This is a genomic window from Shimwellia blattae DSM 4481 = NBRC 105725 (assembly GCF_000262305.1).
Taxonomy (GTDB): Bacteria; Pseudomonadota; Gammaproteobacteria; order Enterobacterales; family Enterobacteriaceae; genus Shimwellia; species Shimwellia blattae.
In genome coordinates this window covers 1,718,660-1,736,061 of the sequence record NC_017910.1, presented here as the reverse complement: position 1 = coordinate 1,736,061, position 17,402 = coordinate 1,718,660, and the positions used below count along the sequence as shown (strand labels likewise).

At 61.7% G+C, this 17,402-nt stretch carries 15 protein-coding genes; 2 read left to right on the top strand and 13 right to left on the bottom strand.

From position 1 onward, the window contains the following. The 10 genes from pcaF to paaA are packed head-to-tail and all read right to left on the bottom strand — an operon-like array spanning nucleotide 1 to nucleotide 8,315. Nucleotides 1–1,230, bottom strand: coding sequence for a 3-oxoadipyl-CoA thiolase (pcaF, locus tag EBL_RS08035; RefSeq protein ID WP_002443182.1), 1,230 nt, complete (start codon nucleotides 1,228–1,230; stop codon nucleotides 1–3). Further along, entirely contained in the window at nucleotides 1,227–1,652 is a 426-nt protein-coding gene (gene paaI, locus EBL_RS08030; RefSeq protein WP_002443180.1) for a hydroxyphenylacetyl-CoA thioesterase PaaI, read from the bottom strand. Before paaI ends, pcaF begins: the two co-directional genes overlap by 4 nt. Next, nucleotides 1,642–3,153, bottom strand: coding sequence for a 3-hydroxyacyl-CoA dehydrogenase PaaH (gene paaH, locus EBL_RS08025; protein ID WP_002443178.1), 1,512 nt, complete (start codon nucleotides 3,151–3,153; stop codon nucleotides 1,642–1,644). The genes paaI and paaH overlap by 11 nt, the downstream gene beginning before the upstream one ends. A 1-nt stretch (nucleotide 3,154) precedes the next feature. Next, complete coding sequence (gene paaG / locus EBL_RS08020; protein WP_002443176.1) at nucleotides 3,155–3,943, bottom strand: 2-(1,2-epoxy-1,2-dihydrophenyl)acetyl-CoA isomerase PaaG; 789 nt, start codon at nucleotides 3,941–3,943, stop codon at nucleotides 3,155–3,157. 2 nt (nucleotides 3,944–3,945) lie between these two features. Continuing rightward, complete coding sequence (gene paaF / locus EBL_RS08015) at nucleotides 3,946–4,713, bottom strand: 2,3-dehydroadipyl-CoA hydratase PaaF (protein WP_002443174.1); 768 nt, start codon at nucleotides 4,711–4,713, stop codon at nucleotides 3,946–3,948. A gap of 8 nt (nucleotides 4,714–4,721) precedes the next feature. After that, nucleotides 4,722–5,780 (bottom strand): 1,2-phenylacetyl-CoA epoxidase subunit PaaE, encoded by a 1,059-nt coding sequence (gene paaE, locus EBL_RS08010; RefSeq protein WP_002443171.1) that lies wholly within the window; start codon nucleotides 5,778–5,780, stop codon nucleotides 4,722–4,724. A 7-nt stretch (nucleotides 5,781–5,787) separates the two neighbouring features. Continuing rightward, the gene (gene paaD, locus EBL_RS08005; protein WP_002443169.1) at nucleotides 5,788–6,300 is read right to left on the bottom strand and encodes a 1,2-phenylacetyl-CoA epoxidase subunit PaaD; all 513 of its coding nucleotides are present in this window, start codon (nucleotides 6,298–6,300) and stop codon (nucleotides 5,788–5,790) included. A gap of 14 nt (nucleotides 6,301–6,314) precedes the next feature. Further along, a complete protein-coding gene (gene paaC / locus EBL_RS08000) occupies nucleotides 6,315–7,073 on the bottom strand; it encodes a 1,2-phenylacetyl-CoA epoxidase subunit PaaC (RefSeq protein ID WP_002443168.1) in 759 nt (252 codons plus the stop codon). Between the two features lie 8 nt (nucleotides 7,074–7,081). After that, nucleotides 7,082–7,369, bottom strand: a complete 288-nt coding sequence (gene paaB / locus EBL_RS07995) for a 1,2-phenylacetyl-CoA epoxidase subunit PaaB (protein ID WP_002443166.1) — start codon at nucleotides 7,367–7,369, stop codon at nucleotides 7,082–7,084. Between the two features lie 10 nt (nucleotides 7,370–7,379). Further along, nucleotides 7,380–8,315, bottom strand: coding sequence for a 1,2-phenylacetyl-CoA epoxidase subunit PaaA (gene paaA / locus EBL_RS07990; RefSeq protein WP_002443164.1), 936 nt, complete (start codon nucleotides 8,313–8,315; stop codon nucleotides 7,380–7,382). A 287-nt stretch (nucleotides 8,316–8,602) separates the two neighbouring features. On the opposite strand from paaA, the gene paaZ reads away from it, so the two are divergent. Both paaZ and tynA read left to right on the top strand, forming a co-directional pair. After that, entirely contained in the window at nucleotides 8,603–10,651 is a 2,049-nt protein-coding gene (gene paaZ / locus EBL_RS07985; protein ID WP_002443162.1) for a phenylacetic acid degradation bifunctional protein PaaZ, read from the top strand. Nucleotides 10,652–10,883: 232 nt separating this feature from the next. Further along, nucleotides 10,884–13,169 (top strand): primary-amine oxidase, encoded by a 2,286-nt coding sequence (gene tynA / locus EBL_RS07980; protein ID WP_002443160.1) that lies wholly within the window; start codon nucleotides 10,884–10,886, stop codon nucleotides 13,167–13,169. A gap of 40 nt (nucleotides 13,170–13,209) precedes the next feature. Here the strand turns inward: tynA and tyrR are convergent, their stop codons facing one another. The 3 genes from tyrR to EBL_RS07965 all read right to left on the bottom strand — a co-directional run bounded on the left by tyrR (nucleotide 13,210) and on the right by EBL_RS07965 (nucleotide 17,363). Beyond that, nucleotides 13,210–14,754 carry a transcriptional regulator TyrR gene (gene tyrR, locus EBL_RS07975; RefSeq protein ID WP_002443158.1) on the bottom strand — a complete coding sequence of 515 codons (1,545 nt, stop codon included), beginning with the start codon at nucleotides 14,752–14,754 and terminating at the stop codon, nucleotides 13,210–13,212. Nucleotides 14,755–14,907: 153 nt separating this feature from the next. After that, nucleotides 14,908–15,969 (bottom strand): YcjF family protein, encoded by a 1,062-nt coding sequence (locus tag EBL_RS07970; protein ID WP_002443156.1) that lies wholly within the window; start codon nucleotides 15,967–15,969, stop codon nucleotides 14,908–14,910. Beyond that, nucleotides 15,966–17,363, bottom strand: coding sequence for a YcjX family GTP-binding protein (locus EBL_RS07965; protein WP_002443153.1), 1,398 nt, complete (start codon nucleotides 17,361–17,363; stop codon nucleotides 15,966–15,968). The genes EBL_RS07970 and EBL_RS07965 overlap by 4 nt, the downstream gene beginning before the upstream one ends. Nucleotides 17,364–17,402 lie beyond the last annotated feature (39 nt).

Here is a 17,402-nt window from a genome sequence, read left to right as displayed (position 1 = left end):
TTAGCTCACACGTTCCAGGATCATGGCAATGCCCTGACCCACACCGATGCACATGGTACACAGGGCATAACGGCCATTACGGCGCTGCAGTTCATCGCTCGCCGCCAGGGCCAGACGCGCACCGCTCATGCCCAGCGGGTGGCCAAGGGCGATAGCGCCACCGTTCGGGTTAACATGGCTGGCATCGTCCGCCAGCCCCAGCTGGCGCAATACGCCCAGCGCCTGGGCGGCAAAAGCCTCATTTAGCTCAATCACATCCATATCGTTAATACTCAGCCCCGCCAGCTCCAGCACTTTGCGGGTCGCAGGCACGGGGCCAAGCCCCATCAGGCGCGGCTCCACCCCGGCAGTTGCCATCGCCACGATCCGGCATTTCGGTGTCAGCCCGTAGCGGGTGACCGCCTGGCCGCTGGCCACCAGCAGTGCACCGGCGCCATCATTGACCCCGGAGGCATTCCCGGCAGTGACCACCCCACCCCGGGCACGGAAAGGTGCCTTCAGGGCGGCAAGCTGCTGCAGCGTGGTTTCCGGGCGGGGGTGTTCATCTTCCCGCACCACGGTGACCGTGCCTTTACGCCCGGTAAGGGTGACCGGCACAATCTGCTGCGCCAGTACGCCGTTCTGGCGGGCAATTTCGGTACGCTGCTGACTGCGCAGGGCAAAGCTATCCTGATCGGCCCGGCTGATATTTAACAATTCAGCTACATTCTCCGCCGTTTCCGGCATGCTGTCTGTTCCGTATAACTGTTCCATGACCGGATTCACAAAACGCCAGCCGATGGTGGTATCAAACAGCTCAGCCTGGCGCTGCCAGGAGCTGCTGGCTTTAGCCATCACAAAGGGTGCCCGGGACATGGACTCCACCCCACCGGCCACCATCAGGTGCGCTTCCCCGGCTTTAATCGCCCGGGCCGCCATGCCCAGGGCGTCCAGCCCCGAGCCGCACAGCCGGTTAACCGTCGTACCGGGGACTGAGACCGGCAGCCCGGCCAGCAGCACCGCCATACGCGCCACGTTACGGTTATCATCACCGGCCTGGTTGGCACAGCCCAGCAGCACGTCGTCTACCGCGTTCCAGTCCAGATTCGGGTGGCGCGCCATCAGCTCGCGCAGCACAATCGCCGCCAGATCGTCGGCACGCACCCCGGCAAGGGCACCGCCATAGCGGCCAATGGGCGTGCGCAGACCGTCGCAAATATAGGCCTGATTGTCGTGATATTGCTGGCTCATACTTTTTCTCCGCTCAGAGTGATGCCAAGCCGGTGAGCGCGACCGCGAAACAGCGCAATACTGCGGGCCTCCTGGTTGGTAATTTCAATATCGTAAACGCCGGTGGTCTTCCCCTGGGCGCGCACATTAGCCCGCGCCGTGAGCAGGTCTCCGGCCTTTGCCGGGCGTAAAAAATCGATACTGCACCCGGAGGCCACCGCCGCCAGCCCCTGGCTGTTGCAGGCGTAGGCAAAGGCGGTATCCGCCAGGGAGAATAACTGGCCCCCGTGGCAGGTCTGGTGGCCGTTGAGCATATCGTCGCGCACCCGCATGGTGACGGTGGCGCTGCCCTCGCCCATCTCCTGTAACTCGATACCCAGTGCCCGGGCACAGTTATCACGCTGGTACATCAGCCGGGCGTTGTCCCAGGGACTATTGCTCATAGTGTTTCTCCATCAGGGCGCGCTCCCGCAACAGCGAGCTGGGGCGGTAGCGCTCCTCGCCATAATGTTTTTGCAGGTTTTCCAGTACCGTCAGCACCCGCTGCCAGCCCAGTGACTCTCCCCAGGCCAGCGGCCCGTGGGGATAATTGACTCCCAGGCGCATAGCCACGTCCACATCCTCCGGGCAGGCCACCCCTTTTTGCACCGCATCGAGCGCTTCGTTAACCAGCATGGCTACCGTGCGCCAGGCCAGCAGGCCGGGGTAGTCCGCCACCAGCAGCACTTGCTTGTCCCGCTGCTGGAAGAAGTGGATCACTTTCTCTGTCTGTTCCGGGCGGTTGGTGGCGGCGGCCGCCATCACCACCAGGGCGCCGTTGAGGTAGTCATCCGCCAGATCCAGCACCACTACCGGGCGCTGATAGCGCCGGGAGAGCTGCTGGGCCGTCTCACCGCTGGTTGCCATCACCAGCACCTCATCCAGTTCAAGGAACGGCACATCGGCCACCACGTCGCTCTGGTCAAAGTGGGCCGTCAGCTGGGCCATACCGTTGAGCCACATGCCCGGCCCCCCTTTGCGCTGCACCCGGGCAGCGGCGCTATCCGCCAGCGGCTCCACCACCGGCAGCGCCTGCGCTTCCCGGGGCCAGCCATACACCCCCTGACCGGTTTTGCGCCCCCACTTTCCGGCCAGCACCAGCTCCTGCTGCACCAGCGAAGGCAGGAAGCGGCGCTCTTGCCAGAAGGCGTTAAATACCGAGCAGGTCACCGCAAAGTTCACGTCCTGGCCTATCATGTCGGTCAGCTCCAGCGGACCCATCGGAAAGCGGGCGCCGTCGCGCAGGGCCGCATCAATCACCGCCGCCGGGGCCACCTGCTCCTCCAGGGCGCGCCAGGCTTCCGCGTAATAGGGCCGGGCAACGCGGTTCACAATAAAGCCCGGGGTTGACTGGCAGCGCACCGGGGTTTTCCCCCAGCGCTGGGCCAGCTGGCACAGGGTGTCGATGGTTTGCGGGCTGCTGTCGAGCCCCCTGACCACTTCCACCAGTTTCATTACCGGTGCCGGGTTAAAGAAGTGCAGCCCGGCCACCCGCCCGGGGTTCGGGATCCCGCTGGCAATCGCGGTGACCGAGATAGATGACGTATTGGTGGTCAGCAGGGTTTGCGGGGCGCAGATCTCCGCCAGGGCCCGGAAGAGCTGCTGTTTGATCTCCAGCTTTTCTGCTGCCGCTTCAATGACAATATCCGCCCCGGCAAGCTCGCTTAACTGCTCTGCGGCGCTGAGCCGCCCGAGTATCGCCTGGTACTGCTCTGTCGTCAGGCGGCCTTTGTCCACCCGCCCCTGCAGGCTGCGGGCAATTCCCTCCAGCCCCCGGGTAATCGCCTGGGGGGAGATGTCATAAAGCTGAACCTGGTGTCCGGCGCTGGCGGCCAGCTGGGCGATGCCCGCCCCCATGGTGCCGCTGCCGATAACGGCAATACGGGTCTGTTCGCTGATCTGCATGTTATTTCCCCCGGAACTGCGGCGTGCGTTTCGCCAGGAAGGCGGCAACCCCTTCCCGGTAGTCGGCGCTGCGCCCGGCCAGGCGCTGGTAATCCCGCTCCACATCAAGCTGCTGGTCAAGGGTGTTATGCTCTGCCGCCAGCAGCGCCTGTTTAATCAGCCCCAGGCCATAGGTGGGCTGGGTCGCGAAGTGGCGCGCCTGGGCGATACTGGTGTCGTGCAGATCCGCATCCTCCACCAGCTGCCAGATCATGCCCCACTCCGCCGCCTGTTCGGCACTGAGCTTGCCACCGGTCAGGGCCAGCCCCATAGCGCGGGCCCGCCCGGCGACCCGGGGCAGGAACCAGGTGCCGCCGCAATCGGGGATCAGCCCCAGCTTGCTGAACGCCATCACAAAACTGGCGGAGCGGGCGGCAATCACCATATCGCAGCCCAGAGCCAGGGTGGCGCCAGCGCCAGCCGCCACGCCGTTGACCGCGGCAATCACCGGCTTTGGCAGCCGCGCCAGGCGGCGCACCAGCGGGTTGTAGAAGGCCTCAACGGAGTAGCCAAGGTCCGGGGCATCCCCGGCAGGATCGACATTACGATCGTTAAGATCCTGACCGGCGCAGAATCCGCGCCCGGCACCGGTTATCAGCAGGCAGCGGATACTGTCGTCGCGCTCGGCCTGGGTCAGGAAACCGGCCAGCTGCCGGTGCATAGCATCATTAAAACTATTGAGGCGCTCAGGACGGTTTAACGTCAGGGTCATGACCCCCTGCTGAACATCACAAACAATCAGGTTTTCCATGGTTAGCGTCCTGTAAAATTCGGCGAGCGTTTTTCCAGAAAAGCGGCGATCCCTTCCCGGCGATCGTCAGTGGCGGCCAGCAGGGTAAACAGAGTGCGCTCCTGCTTCAGCCCCAGGGCCAGACCACTTTCCTGGCTCTGGCGCAGGGACTGTTTGGCCGCCTGCAGCGCCAGGGGCGCGTGACCGGCTATCTTCGCGGCCAGCCGCTGCGCGTATTCCAGGGTCAGGGCGGCGGGGTGTACCTCCGCCACCAGACCCGCTTCCTGTGCCCGGGCGGCGGAGATGGCCTCCCCGCTCAGCACCATCCGGCTGGCAAGGGCTTTGCCCACGGTGCGAATCAGCCGCTGGGTGCCCCCGGCCCCCGGCATCAGCCCGAGGGTTATCTCCGGCAGCCCGAAGCTGGCGTTATCCCCGGCGATCACCAGATCGCACAGCAATACCAGCTCGCAACCGGCCCCCAGGGCATAGCCATTGACCGCCGCAATCAGCGGTTTAGGGAAATTATCCAGCCGCTGCCAGATGAGCGGGCGCGGATCGTTTAAGGTGTCGGCCAGCCCCCGGCTGGCCATTTCGCGCAGATCGGCACCGGCAGCAAAAAAGCGCGGCTGCCCGGTGATAACCACCGCCCCCACCCCCGGATCTCCGGCGGCGGCTTCCAGCGCATCGGCAAGCCCGGTCAGCAGGCTGTTATTCAGGGCGTTGCGGGCCTCGGGACGGTTTAGCGTCAGGGTCAGCACGCGGCCTTGTTGTTCAGAAATCAGTGCGCTCATGGTGGCCCCTACACATCAAAATCCAGTACCACCCCGTCGCCTTTCGGCAGGGCCTGGCAGCTCAGTACATACCCGGCGGCAATCTGCTCCGGTTCAAGGCTGTAGTTCAGCCCCATCTCCACTTCACCCTGTAGCACCTTGCATTTACAGGTGGCGCATACCCCCCCTTTGCAGGCGTAAGGCAGTTCGCTGCCCTGGCGCAGTGCCGCATCAAGAATGCTGTCGTCCTCTGCGCTGAGGGTTATCTGCCGGTCGCGGCCATCCTGGCGCAGGGTGACGCGGCGGCCCACCGACTGGGTGCTGGTGCGGCTGCGTACCGGTGTACCGGCGGTGGCAAAATGTTCGATAAAAATCTTCCCGGCGGGAACGCCCAGCCCGGTCAGGGTCTCTCTGGCCTCTTCCATCATGGTGTGGGGGCCGCAAATAAAGGTGCGGTCAAAGCCCGGGAAGTCCAGCAGTTGCTCCCCCAGTGCCCGCAGCTTGTCGCCATCCGGCCGGCCGCTGAGCAGTTCGCTGTCCTGGGCCTGCTGGCTGAACAGATAGACCAGTTGCAGGCGCTGGCCGTAGCGGTCTTTCAGATCCGCCAGCCCCTGGCGGAACATCATGCTGTCGCTGGAGCGGTTGCCGTAAATCAGGGTAAAAAAGCTCTCGCGCTCGGTATCAAGGGTGGTGGCGATAATCGCCAGCATCGGCGTAATGCCGGAGCCCACCGCCAGAGCCAGATAGTTTCCCCGGGTCTGGGGCCGGGGCTGGTAGCCAAACTGCCCCTGGGGGACCATCACGTCCAGGGTCATCCCCGGGTGCAGATCGGTCACGGCATAGCGGGAAAAGCGCCCGCCATCAATGGCTTTGACCGCCACGGAGATTTCCCCCTTCGCTGCCGGGCGGCAGATGGAGTAGCAGCGGCGCAGCTCTTCACCGCCGATGCGGGTGCGCAGCGTCAGGTGCTGGCCCGGGACAAAGCGGTATTCCTCCGCCAGTGCCTCCGGAACGGCAAACGTGATCGCCACTGCGTCCCGGGTTTCCGGCTCAATTTTTGCCACTTTCAGGGAGTGAAACGTTGTCATGGCAACCTCAGATACATTTGAAATAGTCGAAAGGCTCGCGGCAGCTATTGCAGCGGTACAGCGCTTTACAGGCCGTGGAGCCAAATTCACTGATAAGCCCGGTGTGCTCACTGCCGCAGCGCGGGCAGCACACCTGCTCCGGCACAATAGCGTGGCAACTGTGCCCCTGGGGGGGGCTTATCCCGTATTCGCGCAACCGCTCGCGGGCGCTGCTGGTCATCCAGTCGGTGGTCCAGGCCGGGTGTAACTGCACATCCACCTGCACCGGGGAGAACCCCTGCCCGCTCAGCACCTGCTTAATGGCGGTTATCAGAAACTCAGTGGCGGGACACCCGGAATAGGTCGGCGTAAATCCGATGTGCCAGCCATCCTCCTGCTGGCGCACACTGCGCACCATGCCAAGATCGGTAATGGTCAGCACCGGGATCTCCGGGTCACTTATCGTGGCCAGACTGTTCCAGATACGCCGGATTTCCGGGGCCACCAGGTTCAGGGTCTGGGTGTCAGGTGTCTGCTGCATGTGTCTCTCCGCGGTTACCACTGCTGCCCGGGGTAGGCGCGCTGCAGGTACTGCATTTCAGCCAGCAGCGGGCCCAGGTGTTCGCTGTGCAGCCCCTGCTTACCGCCAGTGCGGTACGGGACGCTGGCCGGCAGTACCAGCCCGGCATCGGCAATACCGCTGTGCACTTCTGCCAGCCACGGCGCCTTCAGGCTCTCTGCCGCCGGGATGATTCCCTGCTCTGCCAGTGCCTGCTCCTGGGGAGAGGCAACAAACATTTCGCCGCTAAAGCGCCACAGATTATCCAGCGCCTGCTGCATTTTCTGGTTTGAGAGGGCCGTGCCCTGGCCCAGGCGGACCAGCCAGCCACGGCTAAAGCGCAGGTGGTAGCGCACCTCTTTGACCGCTTTGGCGGCAATGGCGGCCAGGCCCGGATCGCGGCTCTCCACCAGGCGCTGATATAAAGGCAGGTGCCAGGCGTCCATCAGGTACTGGCGCACCAGGGTGTCGCTGAACTCGCCGTTGGGCTGTTCTGCCAGTAATACATTGGTGTACTGGCGCTCGTCGCGGCCATAGGCCAGCTGGTCTTCATCCAGCGTGCTGTCGGTCAGACTGGCGGAGTAGGTCAGCAAATTGCGCGCCTGGCCCAGCAGATCAAGCCCGATATTGGCCAGCGCCAGATCGATTTCCAGCTCCGGCGCAAAGCCGCACCAGGCACACAGCCGCTGGGATAACACCAGGCTGTTGTCGCCCAGGTGGCGGGTATAAAAGGCCAGTGGAGTTAATTCAGTCACGGGAGACCTCACATGTGCTCAATGCCGTCGGGCAGCGTGTAAAATGTCGGGTGGCGGTACACTTTGGTATCTGCCGGGTCGAAAAACGCCCCGCGCTCTTCCGGCTGGGAGGCGGTAATGGCGCTGGCCTTCACCACCCAGATGGAGCAGCCTTCATTACGCCGGGTATAGGCATCGCGGGCATTTTCCAGCGCCATCTGATCATCCGCGGCGTGCAGGCTCCCCACATGACGGTGGGACAACCCCTGCTTGTTACGCACAAACACTTCATATAACGGCCAGTAAATTTTGCTCATGGTGCTCTCCTCACGCCGCGTCTGGCGCTGCTTGTTTTGCCGACCACGCCAGGGCCGCTTCCCGGACCCAGGCTCCGGCTTCCCATGCCTGACGCTTCGCCGCCAGACGCTCTTCATTGCAGATACCCTGCCCGGCGATCACCTGGTTGAACTCATCCCAGTTGATCTCGCCAAACCGGTAGTGGCCGGTGGCCTCGTCAAAGTACAAATCCGCATCCGGCACGGTCATGCCCAGCAGCTCAACCTGGGGGACGGTGTTATCCACAAACCGCTGGCGCAGCTCATCGTTGGTGTGGAGCTTAATTTTCCACGCCAGGCTGCGGGCGCTGTTCGGGGAGTTGTCATCGCCGGGGCCAAACATCATCAGGGCCGGCCACCAGAAGCGGTTAATGGCGTCCTGGAGCATCTGGCGCTGCGCGTCGCTCCCGTTCGCCAGTACCGTGCAGGCTTCATACCCCTGGCGCTGGTGAAAACTCTCCTCTTTACAGATTTTCACCATCGCCCGGGCGTAAGGGCCGTAAGAGGTGCGGCATAAGGCCACCTGGTTGACGATGGCGGCACCATCCACCAGCCAGCCAATCACCGGTACGTCTGCCCAGGTCAGGGTGGGATAGTTAAAGATGGACGAATACTTCATCTGGTTGTCCAGCAGCTTCTGGTAGAGATCTTCCCGGGCGCAGCCCAGGGTCTCTGCGGCGCTGTAGAGGTACAGCCCGTGGCCTGCTTCATCCTGCACTTTGGCCAGCAGAATGGCTTTGCGCCGCAGGCTCGGGGCGCGGGTCAGCCAGTTACCTTCCGGCAGCATGCCAACCACTTCAGAGTGCGCGTGCTGACCAATCTGGCGAATCAGCGTTTTACGGTAGGCATCCGGCATCCAGTCCTGCGGCTCAATGGCCGTTTCGCTGGCTATGCGCTGATCAAAGCGGCGTTGCTGTTCATCACTCACGACATCACCTTTTATGATTCCAGTTTTGCGGTAAATTAAATTAAAAGCGAATCACTTTATGAAGGTGAAGTTACATCAATGTTAATGATATGCGCAAAACGCCTGCGGGGCGTTTGTGATGAAACTCACGATAAATTATCAAAATACCCGCAAAATCAACATATTAAAACAATGCGCGCAGGTATCCTGCATCACATTGTTAATAAATGATTAAATTTAATCTTGCTTTTTATGATTCATAATTTAAACATCTAGTCATTACAGCGAAGTGGTTAGCGGAGAGTAAAATGCAGATATTACCCAGTTTCTTAGCGGGCACCTGGCAGACCGGCCAGGGTGAAGGCCGGACTATCCGGCACGCCATCAGCGGCGCCCCGTTGTGGGCCGTCACCAGCCAGGGGCTGGATATGGCCGCGGCACACCGCTATGCGGTGCAACGCGGGACAACCGCCCTGAGCGCCATGACCTTTGTACAGCGCGCCGCCATGCTCAAAGCCCTGGCAAAGCACCTGCTGGCGCAAAAAGAGACCTTCTACGCCATTTCTGCCGAAACCGGAGCCACCCGGGCCGACAGCTGGGTGGATATCGAAGGGGGAATAGGCACCCTGTTTGCCTATGCGGGGCTGGGCAATCGTGAATTACCGGACGATACCCTGTGGCCGGAAGATGAGCTTATTCCGCTCTCAAAACAGGGGCAGTTTGCCGCCCGCCATGTGCTGACCTCAAAATCCGGGGTCGCGGTGCATATCAACGCCTTTAACTTCCCCTGCTGGGGCATGCTGGAAAAACTGGCCCCCACCTGGCTTGCGGGCATGGCGGCTATTGTCAAGCCGGGCACCGCCAGCGCCCAGCTGGCCCAGGCCATGGTCAAATCCATTGTCGACAGCGGCCTGCTGCCGGAGGGCGCAATCAGCATTATTTGCGGGGGTGCCGGTGATCTGCTGGACCATCTGGACGGCCAGGACGTGGTGACCTTTACCGGCTCTGCCGCCACCGGCCAGCAGCTGAAATGCCACCCGAATCTGGTGAAGCGCTCAGTGCCGTTCACCATGGAGGCCGACTCCCTGAACTGCTGTGTGCTGGCAGAAGATGTCACCCCGGAGCAGCCGGAATTTGCGCTGTTTATCCGCGAGGTGGTGCGTGAAATGACCGCCAAGGCCGGGCAGAAATGTACCGCCATTCGCCGGATTATGGTGCCGCAGGCCCGGGTTGCCGAGGTGCAGCAGGCTCTGGTGGCAAAACTGAGTGCCGTGCAGGTGGGCGATCCTGCCCGGGAAGGGGTCAAAATGGGGGCGCTTATCAGCACCGGGCAGCGCGACGATGTGCAGCGCAACGTTAATGCCCTGGTGCAGGCCGGTTGCCAGGTGGTACTGGGCGGCGAGGCCGATCCCCACAGCGAGGGGGCCTTCTTCCCGGTCACCCTGCTGTGGTGCCCGCAGCCAGACGAAACCCCGCAAGTGCACGCGCTGGAAGCCTTTGGCCCGGTCGCCACGCTGATGCCCTACCGCGATCACGACCACGCCATGGCCCTTGCCAGAGCCGGTGAAGGCAGCCTGGCGGGCACGCTGGTCACCGCCAGCGAAGCCACCGCGCGCCAGTTTATCCTCGGCGCGGCCCGGGCCCACGGGCGTATTCAGATCCTCAACCAGGCCTCAGCGGCAGAGTCCACCGGCCACGGTTCACCGTTACCGCTTCTGGTTCACGGCGGCCCGGGCCGGGCGGGCGGCGGTGAGGAGCTGGGCGGGTTGCGGGCGGTGAAGCACTATATGCAGCGCACCGCAATCCAGGGCAGCCCGTCCATGCTGACGGCGGTCAGCCAGCAGTGGGTTCGCGGCGCCCGGGTGAATGAAGACAGCGTGCACCCGTTCCGTAAATATTTTGAAGAGCTGCGCATCGGGGACAGCCTGCTCACCCGTCGGCGCACCATCACCGAGGCGGATATCGTGAACTTTGCCGCCCTGAGTGGTGACCATTTCTACGCCCATACGGATGTTATCGGCGCGGCGGAGTCCCTGTTTGGCGAGCGGGTAGCCCACGGCTACTTTGTGGTCTCTGCCGCCGCCGGGATGTTTGTCGATGCGGGCGTAGGCCCGGTGATTGCCAACTACGGCATGGAGAACCTGCGCTTTATTGAGCCGGTTAAAATCGGCGACACGCTCCAGGTGCGTCTGACCTGTAAGCGTAAAACCGCCAAGCCCCAGAAAACCGCAGAAGATCGCCCGGTGGGTGTGGTGGAGTGGGATGTGGGGATCGTTAACCAGCATCAGCAAACGGTGGCGCTCTACTCGATCCTCACCCTGGTCAGCCGCCAGCACGGGGATTTCCCGGCCATCTGATCCCCGGCGGGTAATCACAGAACACCGGGCCTGCCCCGGTGTCTGTCAGTGTCAGCAAACCGGGCTTGTCCCGGTTTTTTTACGCCATTTGTGAAGGTGATTCCATGTTTTACCCGGATGGCACAGCAGACAAAGCACCTGGCAGAACCAGGCAAACGCTTGTGAATCGCGGTTGCTAAGGTTGAACTATTCAAGAACTTCATAACAACAACATTTCCGGCAGAGGTCACTGATGGCAATGACGCGTTTTCTCCCCTCCCGTAAAACAGCACTGGCACTGGCTATTGCTCTGGTCTCCACCGCCTGGCAGCCCGCCGCACTCTCTCACGGTGGCGAGGCCCATATGGTGCCGATGACCAAAACCCTGGCGGATTTTGGTGCCGACGTACAGTGGGATGACTACGCCGGGATGTACACCATCAGCAAAGACGGGGCCTATGTTAAAGTGAAGCCCAACGCCAAAACCGCTATGGTCAACGGCAAACCCCTGGCGCTCCAGGTGCCGGTGGTGATGAAAAATAACCAGCCCTGGATAGCCGAGGGCTTTATTAACGAGGTGTTCCAGTCCGGCCTGGATCAGACCTTCCAGGTGGAGAAAAAACCGCACCCACTCAATGCCCTCACCGCCCGGGAAATCACCCAGGCCGTAGAGGCGGTGAAAAAATCCCCGGATTTTAAACCCGCCATGCGCTTTACCGAAGTCTCCCTGTATGAGCCGCCCAAAGATCAGGTGTGGAATTTTGCGCTCAGCGGCAAGCCGGTCAGCACCCCGCGCCAGGCCCGCGTAACCATGCTCGACGGGATCCACATTGTGGAGAGCACCGTCGATCTCAGCCAGCAGAAAGTGCTCTCCTGGACCCCGCTCAAAGAGGCCCAGGGGATGGTACTGCTGGATGATTTCGCCAGCGTGCAGACCATCATCAGCAACAGCACAGAATTTGCCGCCGCCCTGAAAAAGCACGGCATTAACGATCCGAAAAAGGTCATCACCACTCCGCTGACCGTAGGCTATTTTGACGGCAAAGACGGGCTGCGCCAGGATCAGCGCCTGCTGAAGGTTATCAGCTACCTGGATACCGGCGACGGCAACTACTGGGCGCACCCGATTGAAAACCTGGTGGCGGTGGTCGATCTGGAGCAGAAAAAAATCATCAAAATTGAAGACGGGACCGTGGTCCCGGTGCCAACGGCGGCCCGCCCTTATGATGGCCGGGATCGCACTGCTCCGGCGCAAAAACCCCTGCAAATTATTGAGCCGGAAGGCAAGAACTACACCATCACCGGCGATATGATCCACTGGGGCAACTGGGACTTCCACCTGCGGCTCGACTCCCGGGTGGGCCCGGTTATTTCGACCGTGACCTGGAACGATAACGGCACCCGGCGCAAGATAATGTACCAGGGCTCACTGGGCGGGATGATTGTCCCCTATGGCGATCCGGATATTGGCTGGTACTTTAAAGCCTATCTGGACTCCGGCGATTACGGGATGGGCACCCTCACCTCCCCGATTGAGCGCGGTAAAGATGCCCCGCAAAATGCGGTCTTCCTTGATGAGACTATTGCGGATTACACCGGCAAACCCATGTCCATTCCCCGGGCTATCGCGGTGTTTGAGCGCTATGCCGGGCCGGAATTCAAGCACCAGGAGCTGGGAAAACCGAACGTCAGCGCCGAGCGCCGGGAGCTGGTGGTGCGCTGGATAAGCACCGTGGGGAACTACGACTATATCTTTGACTGGATCTTCCACGATAACGGCGTGATCGGTATTGATGCCGGGGCGACCGGTATTGAAGCGGTCAAAGGGGTGAACGCCAGAACCATGCACGACCCGAGCGCCAAAGACGACACCCGCTACGGGACGCTTATCGACCACAATATCGTTGGCACCACCCACCAGCATATTTACAACTTCCGCCTCGATCTGGATGTGGACGGAGAGAACAACAGCCTGGTGGCGATGGATCCGGTCGTCAAAGCGAACAGTGCCGGGGGCCCACGCTCCAGCACCATGCAGATTAACCAGTATGCCATCGGCACTGAGCAGGAAGCGGCCAGCAAATTTGATCCGGGCACTATCCGCCTGCTGAGTAACCCGAACAAAGAAAACCGCATGGGTAACCCGGTCTCTTACCAGATAATCCCTTACGCGGGCGGCACTCATCCGGTGGCCACCGGGGCCAATTTTGCCAAAGACGAGTGGATTTACCACCGGCTGAGCTTTATGGACAAGCAGCTGTGGGTTACCCGCTATAACCCGGAAGAGCGCTACCCGGAAGGGAAATACCCGAACCGCTCCACCCACGACACCGGGCTGGGGGCCTTCAGTAAGGATAATCAGTCACTGGAAAACAGCGATAACGTCGTGTGGATAACCACCGGCACCACCCATGTGGCCCGGGCGGAAGAGTGGCCGATTATGCCTACCGAATGGGTGCATACGCTGCTCAAACCGTGGAACTTCTTTAACGAAACCCCGAGCATTAACCAGGCCGGGAAGCCCGCCGCAAAACCGTAAATCAACCACCGGCCCCCGCAACCTGCGGGGCCGTGCTTTATCAGTCGTCGCTGGCCTTTTTCTGCCCCAGGCCATACTCACGCAGCTTATTAGCGATCGCCGTATGGGAAACCCCGAGGCGTTTCGCAAGTTTACGGGTGCTGGGATAAGAGCGGTAGAGCTGGGTCAGCACGGAGCACTCAAAGCGCCGGGTAATATCATCCAGGGAGCCTTCCATCGCATCTTCACTGACCGACAGCGTCGCGGTGTCAAAGTCCGGCAGCAGGATATCCCGGGCGCGCAGTTCGTAGCCTTCCAGCTGGGTAAGTGAGCGGTAGAGGGTGTTTTTCAGCTGGCGGACATTTCCCGGCCAGCTGTAGCGCCCCAGTACAGTGCCCAGATCCACAGCCAGTTTCGGGCAGGGTACGCCCTGCTCGTCTGCAAAGCGGGCCACAAACAGCTCGGTAAGCGGCATAATGTCCTGCGGGCGCTCCCGCAGCGGCGGCAGGTTCAGGGTCAGCACATTGAGCCGGTAGTATAAATCTTCCCGGAACAGCCCTTTGTGCACCAGATCGGTCAGGTTCTTCTGGGTTGCGCAGATAACCCGCACATCCACATGAATTTCATGATCCTCGCCCACCCGGCGGAATGTGCCGTCATTGAGGAAACGCAGCAATTTGGTCTGCATGCCCGGCGACATTTCGCCTATCTCATCCAGCAGCACCGAGCCGCCATTCGCCTGCTCGAAGAAGCCTTTTTTCCCGTCCCGGGCGTTGCCGAATAGCTCGCTCTCCACATCACCTTCCGGGATAGAGGCACAGTTCAGGGCCAGATACGGTTTATGGGCACGGGTACTGGCCAGGTGGCAGGCCCGGGCCAGCAGATCTTTCCCGGTGCCGGTTTCGCCGGTGATAAGCAGCGGCGCGTTGAGCAGTGCCAGCTTGCGCGCCTGCTCCACCACCTGGTGCATACGCGGGCTGACCGCCACCACCGGGTCGAAAGCGCCGGGGTCGCGGTCGCTCAGATCCTTAAGCTGCTGGCCCATACGCGCCGTTGAGCGCAGCATTACCACCGCCCCGACCAGCACCCTGGCGCTGCCCTCATCCAGTAAATGGACCGGGGTTATCTCCATCAGGAAGTGGTGGCCGTTTATCACCACATGTTCACTGTGGGGCTGATCGTGGGCGTTCTCCAGCCAGCGGCTGAAGTTAAAACTGCCGATAAGCCCGGCGGCATTGTGGTGGCGCAGCTTGTCGCTGCTCAGGCCAAACAGGGCACAGCTCGCCTGGTTTGCCTGCTCCACTTTCCCTTTCATATCGAGGGAGAAGACCGGCTCAGGCAGCGCCTGCAACAGGGCGCTCAGGGCCCGGTGTTCGCGTTCAGAAGGCATCCAGGGAACGGTTCGCACGTCCATCACCCCGGAGATACGGCGGATCTCGGCCATCAGATTACTGAAGATGTCAAAATCAAGAGAGGCAAAATTCAGGTAGATCCGCCCGACCGGATCAATTTCAATGCCCCGCAAATCGATGCTCCGCAATACCAGCAGGTCAAGCAATTCGCGAGTCAGACCAAGGCGGTCTTCACAGATGACTTCCAGACGCATGAGGGTGACCTTCACTTACATACAAGCAACATAACGATGCGGGGATGATACCCCACTTCCCGGTGCTTCAGAAGTGATCTGTCAACAATAATTGACACTCCGCGCTGAAATGCCGCCGCCCCTGTACGGCCCGACAGTACAGGGGCGTTAGCGTCAGGTGCGGCCAGCGCTGCCCTTGCCTTTTTGCAGGGTCTCTTTTAACTGGCCGATAAGCTGGGTGCGGAAGTCGCCCAGCCGAGGTTTGTCATCTTCCAGCCAGGGCAGCGGGCGGCACAGCTCCATCGCCTTGATACCCAGGCGGGCCGTCAGTAACCCGGCCCCGATCCCCTGGGCGGCCCGGGCGGAAATTTTCGCCGCCAGATCCTGGGATACCCAGTCCATGCCCACCTCACGCACCAGCTCACTGGCCCCGGCGAAAGCGATATTCAGCAACACCAGCCGGAACAGGCGCACCCGGCTGTAATAGCCAAGCTCAATGCCATAAAGGGTGGCAATGCGGTTAATCAGCCGCAGGTTACGCCAGGCGATAAACGCCATATCCACCAGCGCCAGCGGGCTGACGGCGATCATCAACGTAGATTCTGCCGCCGAGCGGCTGATCTCTTTACGGGCCTGGCTGTCGAGCACCGGCTGCACCAGCCGGGCATACAGTTCAACCACCTCGCGGTCATTCTGGGTTTCATGAATAGCCGCATGCCAGCGCTGTAGCGCCGGGTGCCCCTGGTCGATCCCCGCCTGGGCGGCCAGTGATTCACACCAGGCCCGGCCCTGGCCGGTGCCGTGGCTGCTGAGTAGCTCACGCCCCCGCTCCCGGGCATCGGCGCGCTGGCGCAGCCGCCATAACCGCCGCCACTCTGTCACCACGGAGCCCACACCGGCGCCGATAATCAGCCCACCGGCCACACAGCCCCCCATGGCGACCCAGTCCTGGGTGACCCAGGCATTATGGGCCCACTGCACCCCCTGGCCGATGACGCTCAGGCCAAACAGCGCCACACCGGCCCCCACCATCCGCCGCCACAGGCTGCGTTTCGGGCGCAGGGCCTGTTCGATAACGGTCTCAGCACCGGTCTCTTCTTCCGGGGTGAGCACTTCCGGTGCCGGGGTAAACCCCGTGCCGGCGCGGGTCAGATCCCGGGCAGGCTGGTAGACCGGCGTGGTATCCACATCCAGTGGCTGGGCGAAGTCGATACGGGGTTTAATCGGATCGCTCATCGTAATTTATCTCCGAATAAAAATTCCATGGCCGCATCCATCCGGATGTGGGGCAACGGGCGGTCGACATCCATCACCCGCGGGCGGAAGGCTTCAAACTGGAACCCCTGAGTGGCCCAGAAACTGCTGCCCGGTAGCCTGGCGGGCACCTCTCCCGGGTAAAATGTCAGCGGCGCGCCGTCGCTTAGCCGGTTACCGCGCAGAGCGGGGATCTTCTCCCCGTTAACGTCCACCAGGCCGCTTTCCGTGGCCTGCACCGAGGCAAGGCCCATGCAGTCCATGGTTATCCCCTCAAAGGCCGCGTTCTGCCAGGCATCCTGCACCAGTTGCTGGAGCAGCGACACCATATTGGCGTGCTGATCCAGCGTGATGTGGTCCGCTTTGGTGGCGGCGAACAGCAGCTTGTCGATAACCGGGGAGAACAAGCGCCGGAACAGGGTGCGCTGCCCGTAATGGAAACTTTGCATCAACTGGGTCAGCGCCAGGCGCATATCGTTAAACGCCTGGGGGCCGCTGTTGAGCGGTTGCAGGCAGTCCACCAGCACTATCTGGCGGTCAAAGCGCAGGAAATGGTCCCGGTAGAAGCCCTTCACCACATGCTCGCAGTACCAGGCAAAGCGGTCGCGCAGCATGGCGAAATTACTGTGTTTATCTGCCCGGGAGAGCCGTGACTCCCCCGTGGCGTCAACATCCGGCCACGGGAAAAACTGCAGCGCAGGCGCCCCGGCCATCTCCCCCGGCAGCACAAAGCGCCCCGGCTGAATAAAGTGCAGCCCCTGTTGTTTACAGGTGCTCAGATAATCGGCCCAGGCCTGGGCAATTGCCGCCAGGCGGTTTTCATCCGCCGGGGCGAAAGGGTCCAGCCCGGCGCTCAGTTCACGCCATTTTGCTGACCACTCGCCGCGCTGCCCCTGGAGCAGCCCGGTCATCTGGCGCGACCAGCTGAGGTAATCCTGGGCCAGCATCGGCAGATCCAGCAGCCATTCGCCGGGGTAATCCACGATTTCCAGATACAGGGTAGAGGTGTCTTTAAAGTGGCGCAGTAGCGATTCAGACGAGCGATAGCGCAGGGCAAGGCGCATTTCGCTGACCCCGCGTGTGGGGGTCGGCCAGGCCGGAGGGGTGCCAAATAACTGGGCGATGCCTTCATCGTAGGTAAAGCGCGGGATCCCCAGATCCCGCTGCGGGACACGTTTTACCCCCAGCAGGCGCTCTTCCCGGGCAGCCGTCAGCAGCGGCAAACGGGCCCCGCTGTGCACCGCCAGTAGCTGATTTACCAGCGCGGTAATAAACGCGGTTTTTCCGCTGCGGCTCAGACCAGTCACAGCAAGACGCAGATGCCGGTCCACCCCACGGTTTACCAGCGACTGCAATTCATGCTTAATTCGCTTCATAGCACTCCTGTGTCATTGTTATTCTCCGCCCGGGGTTCA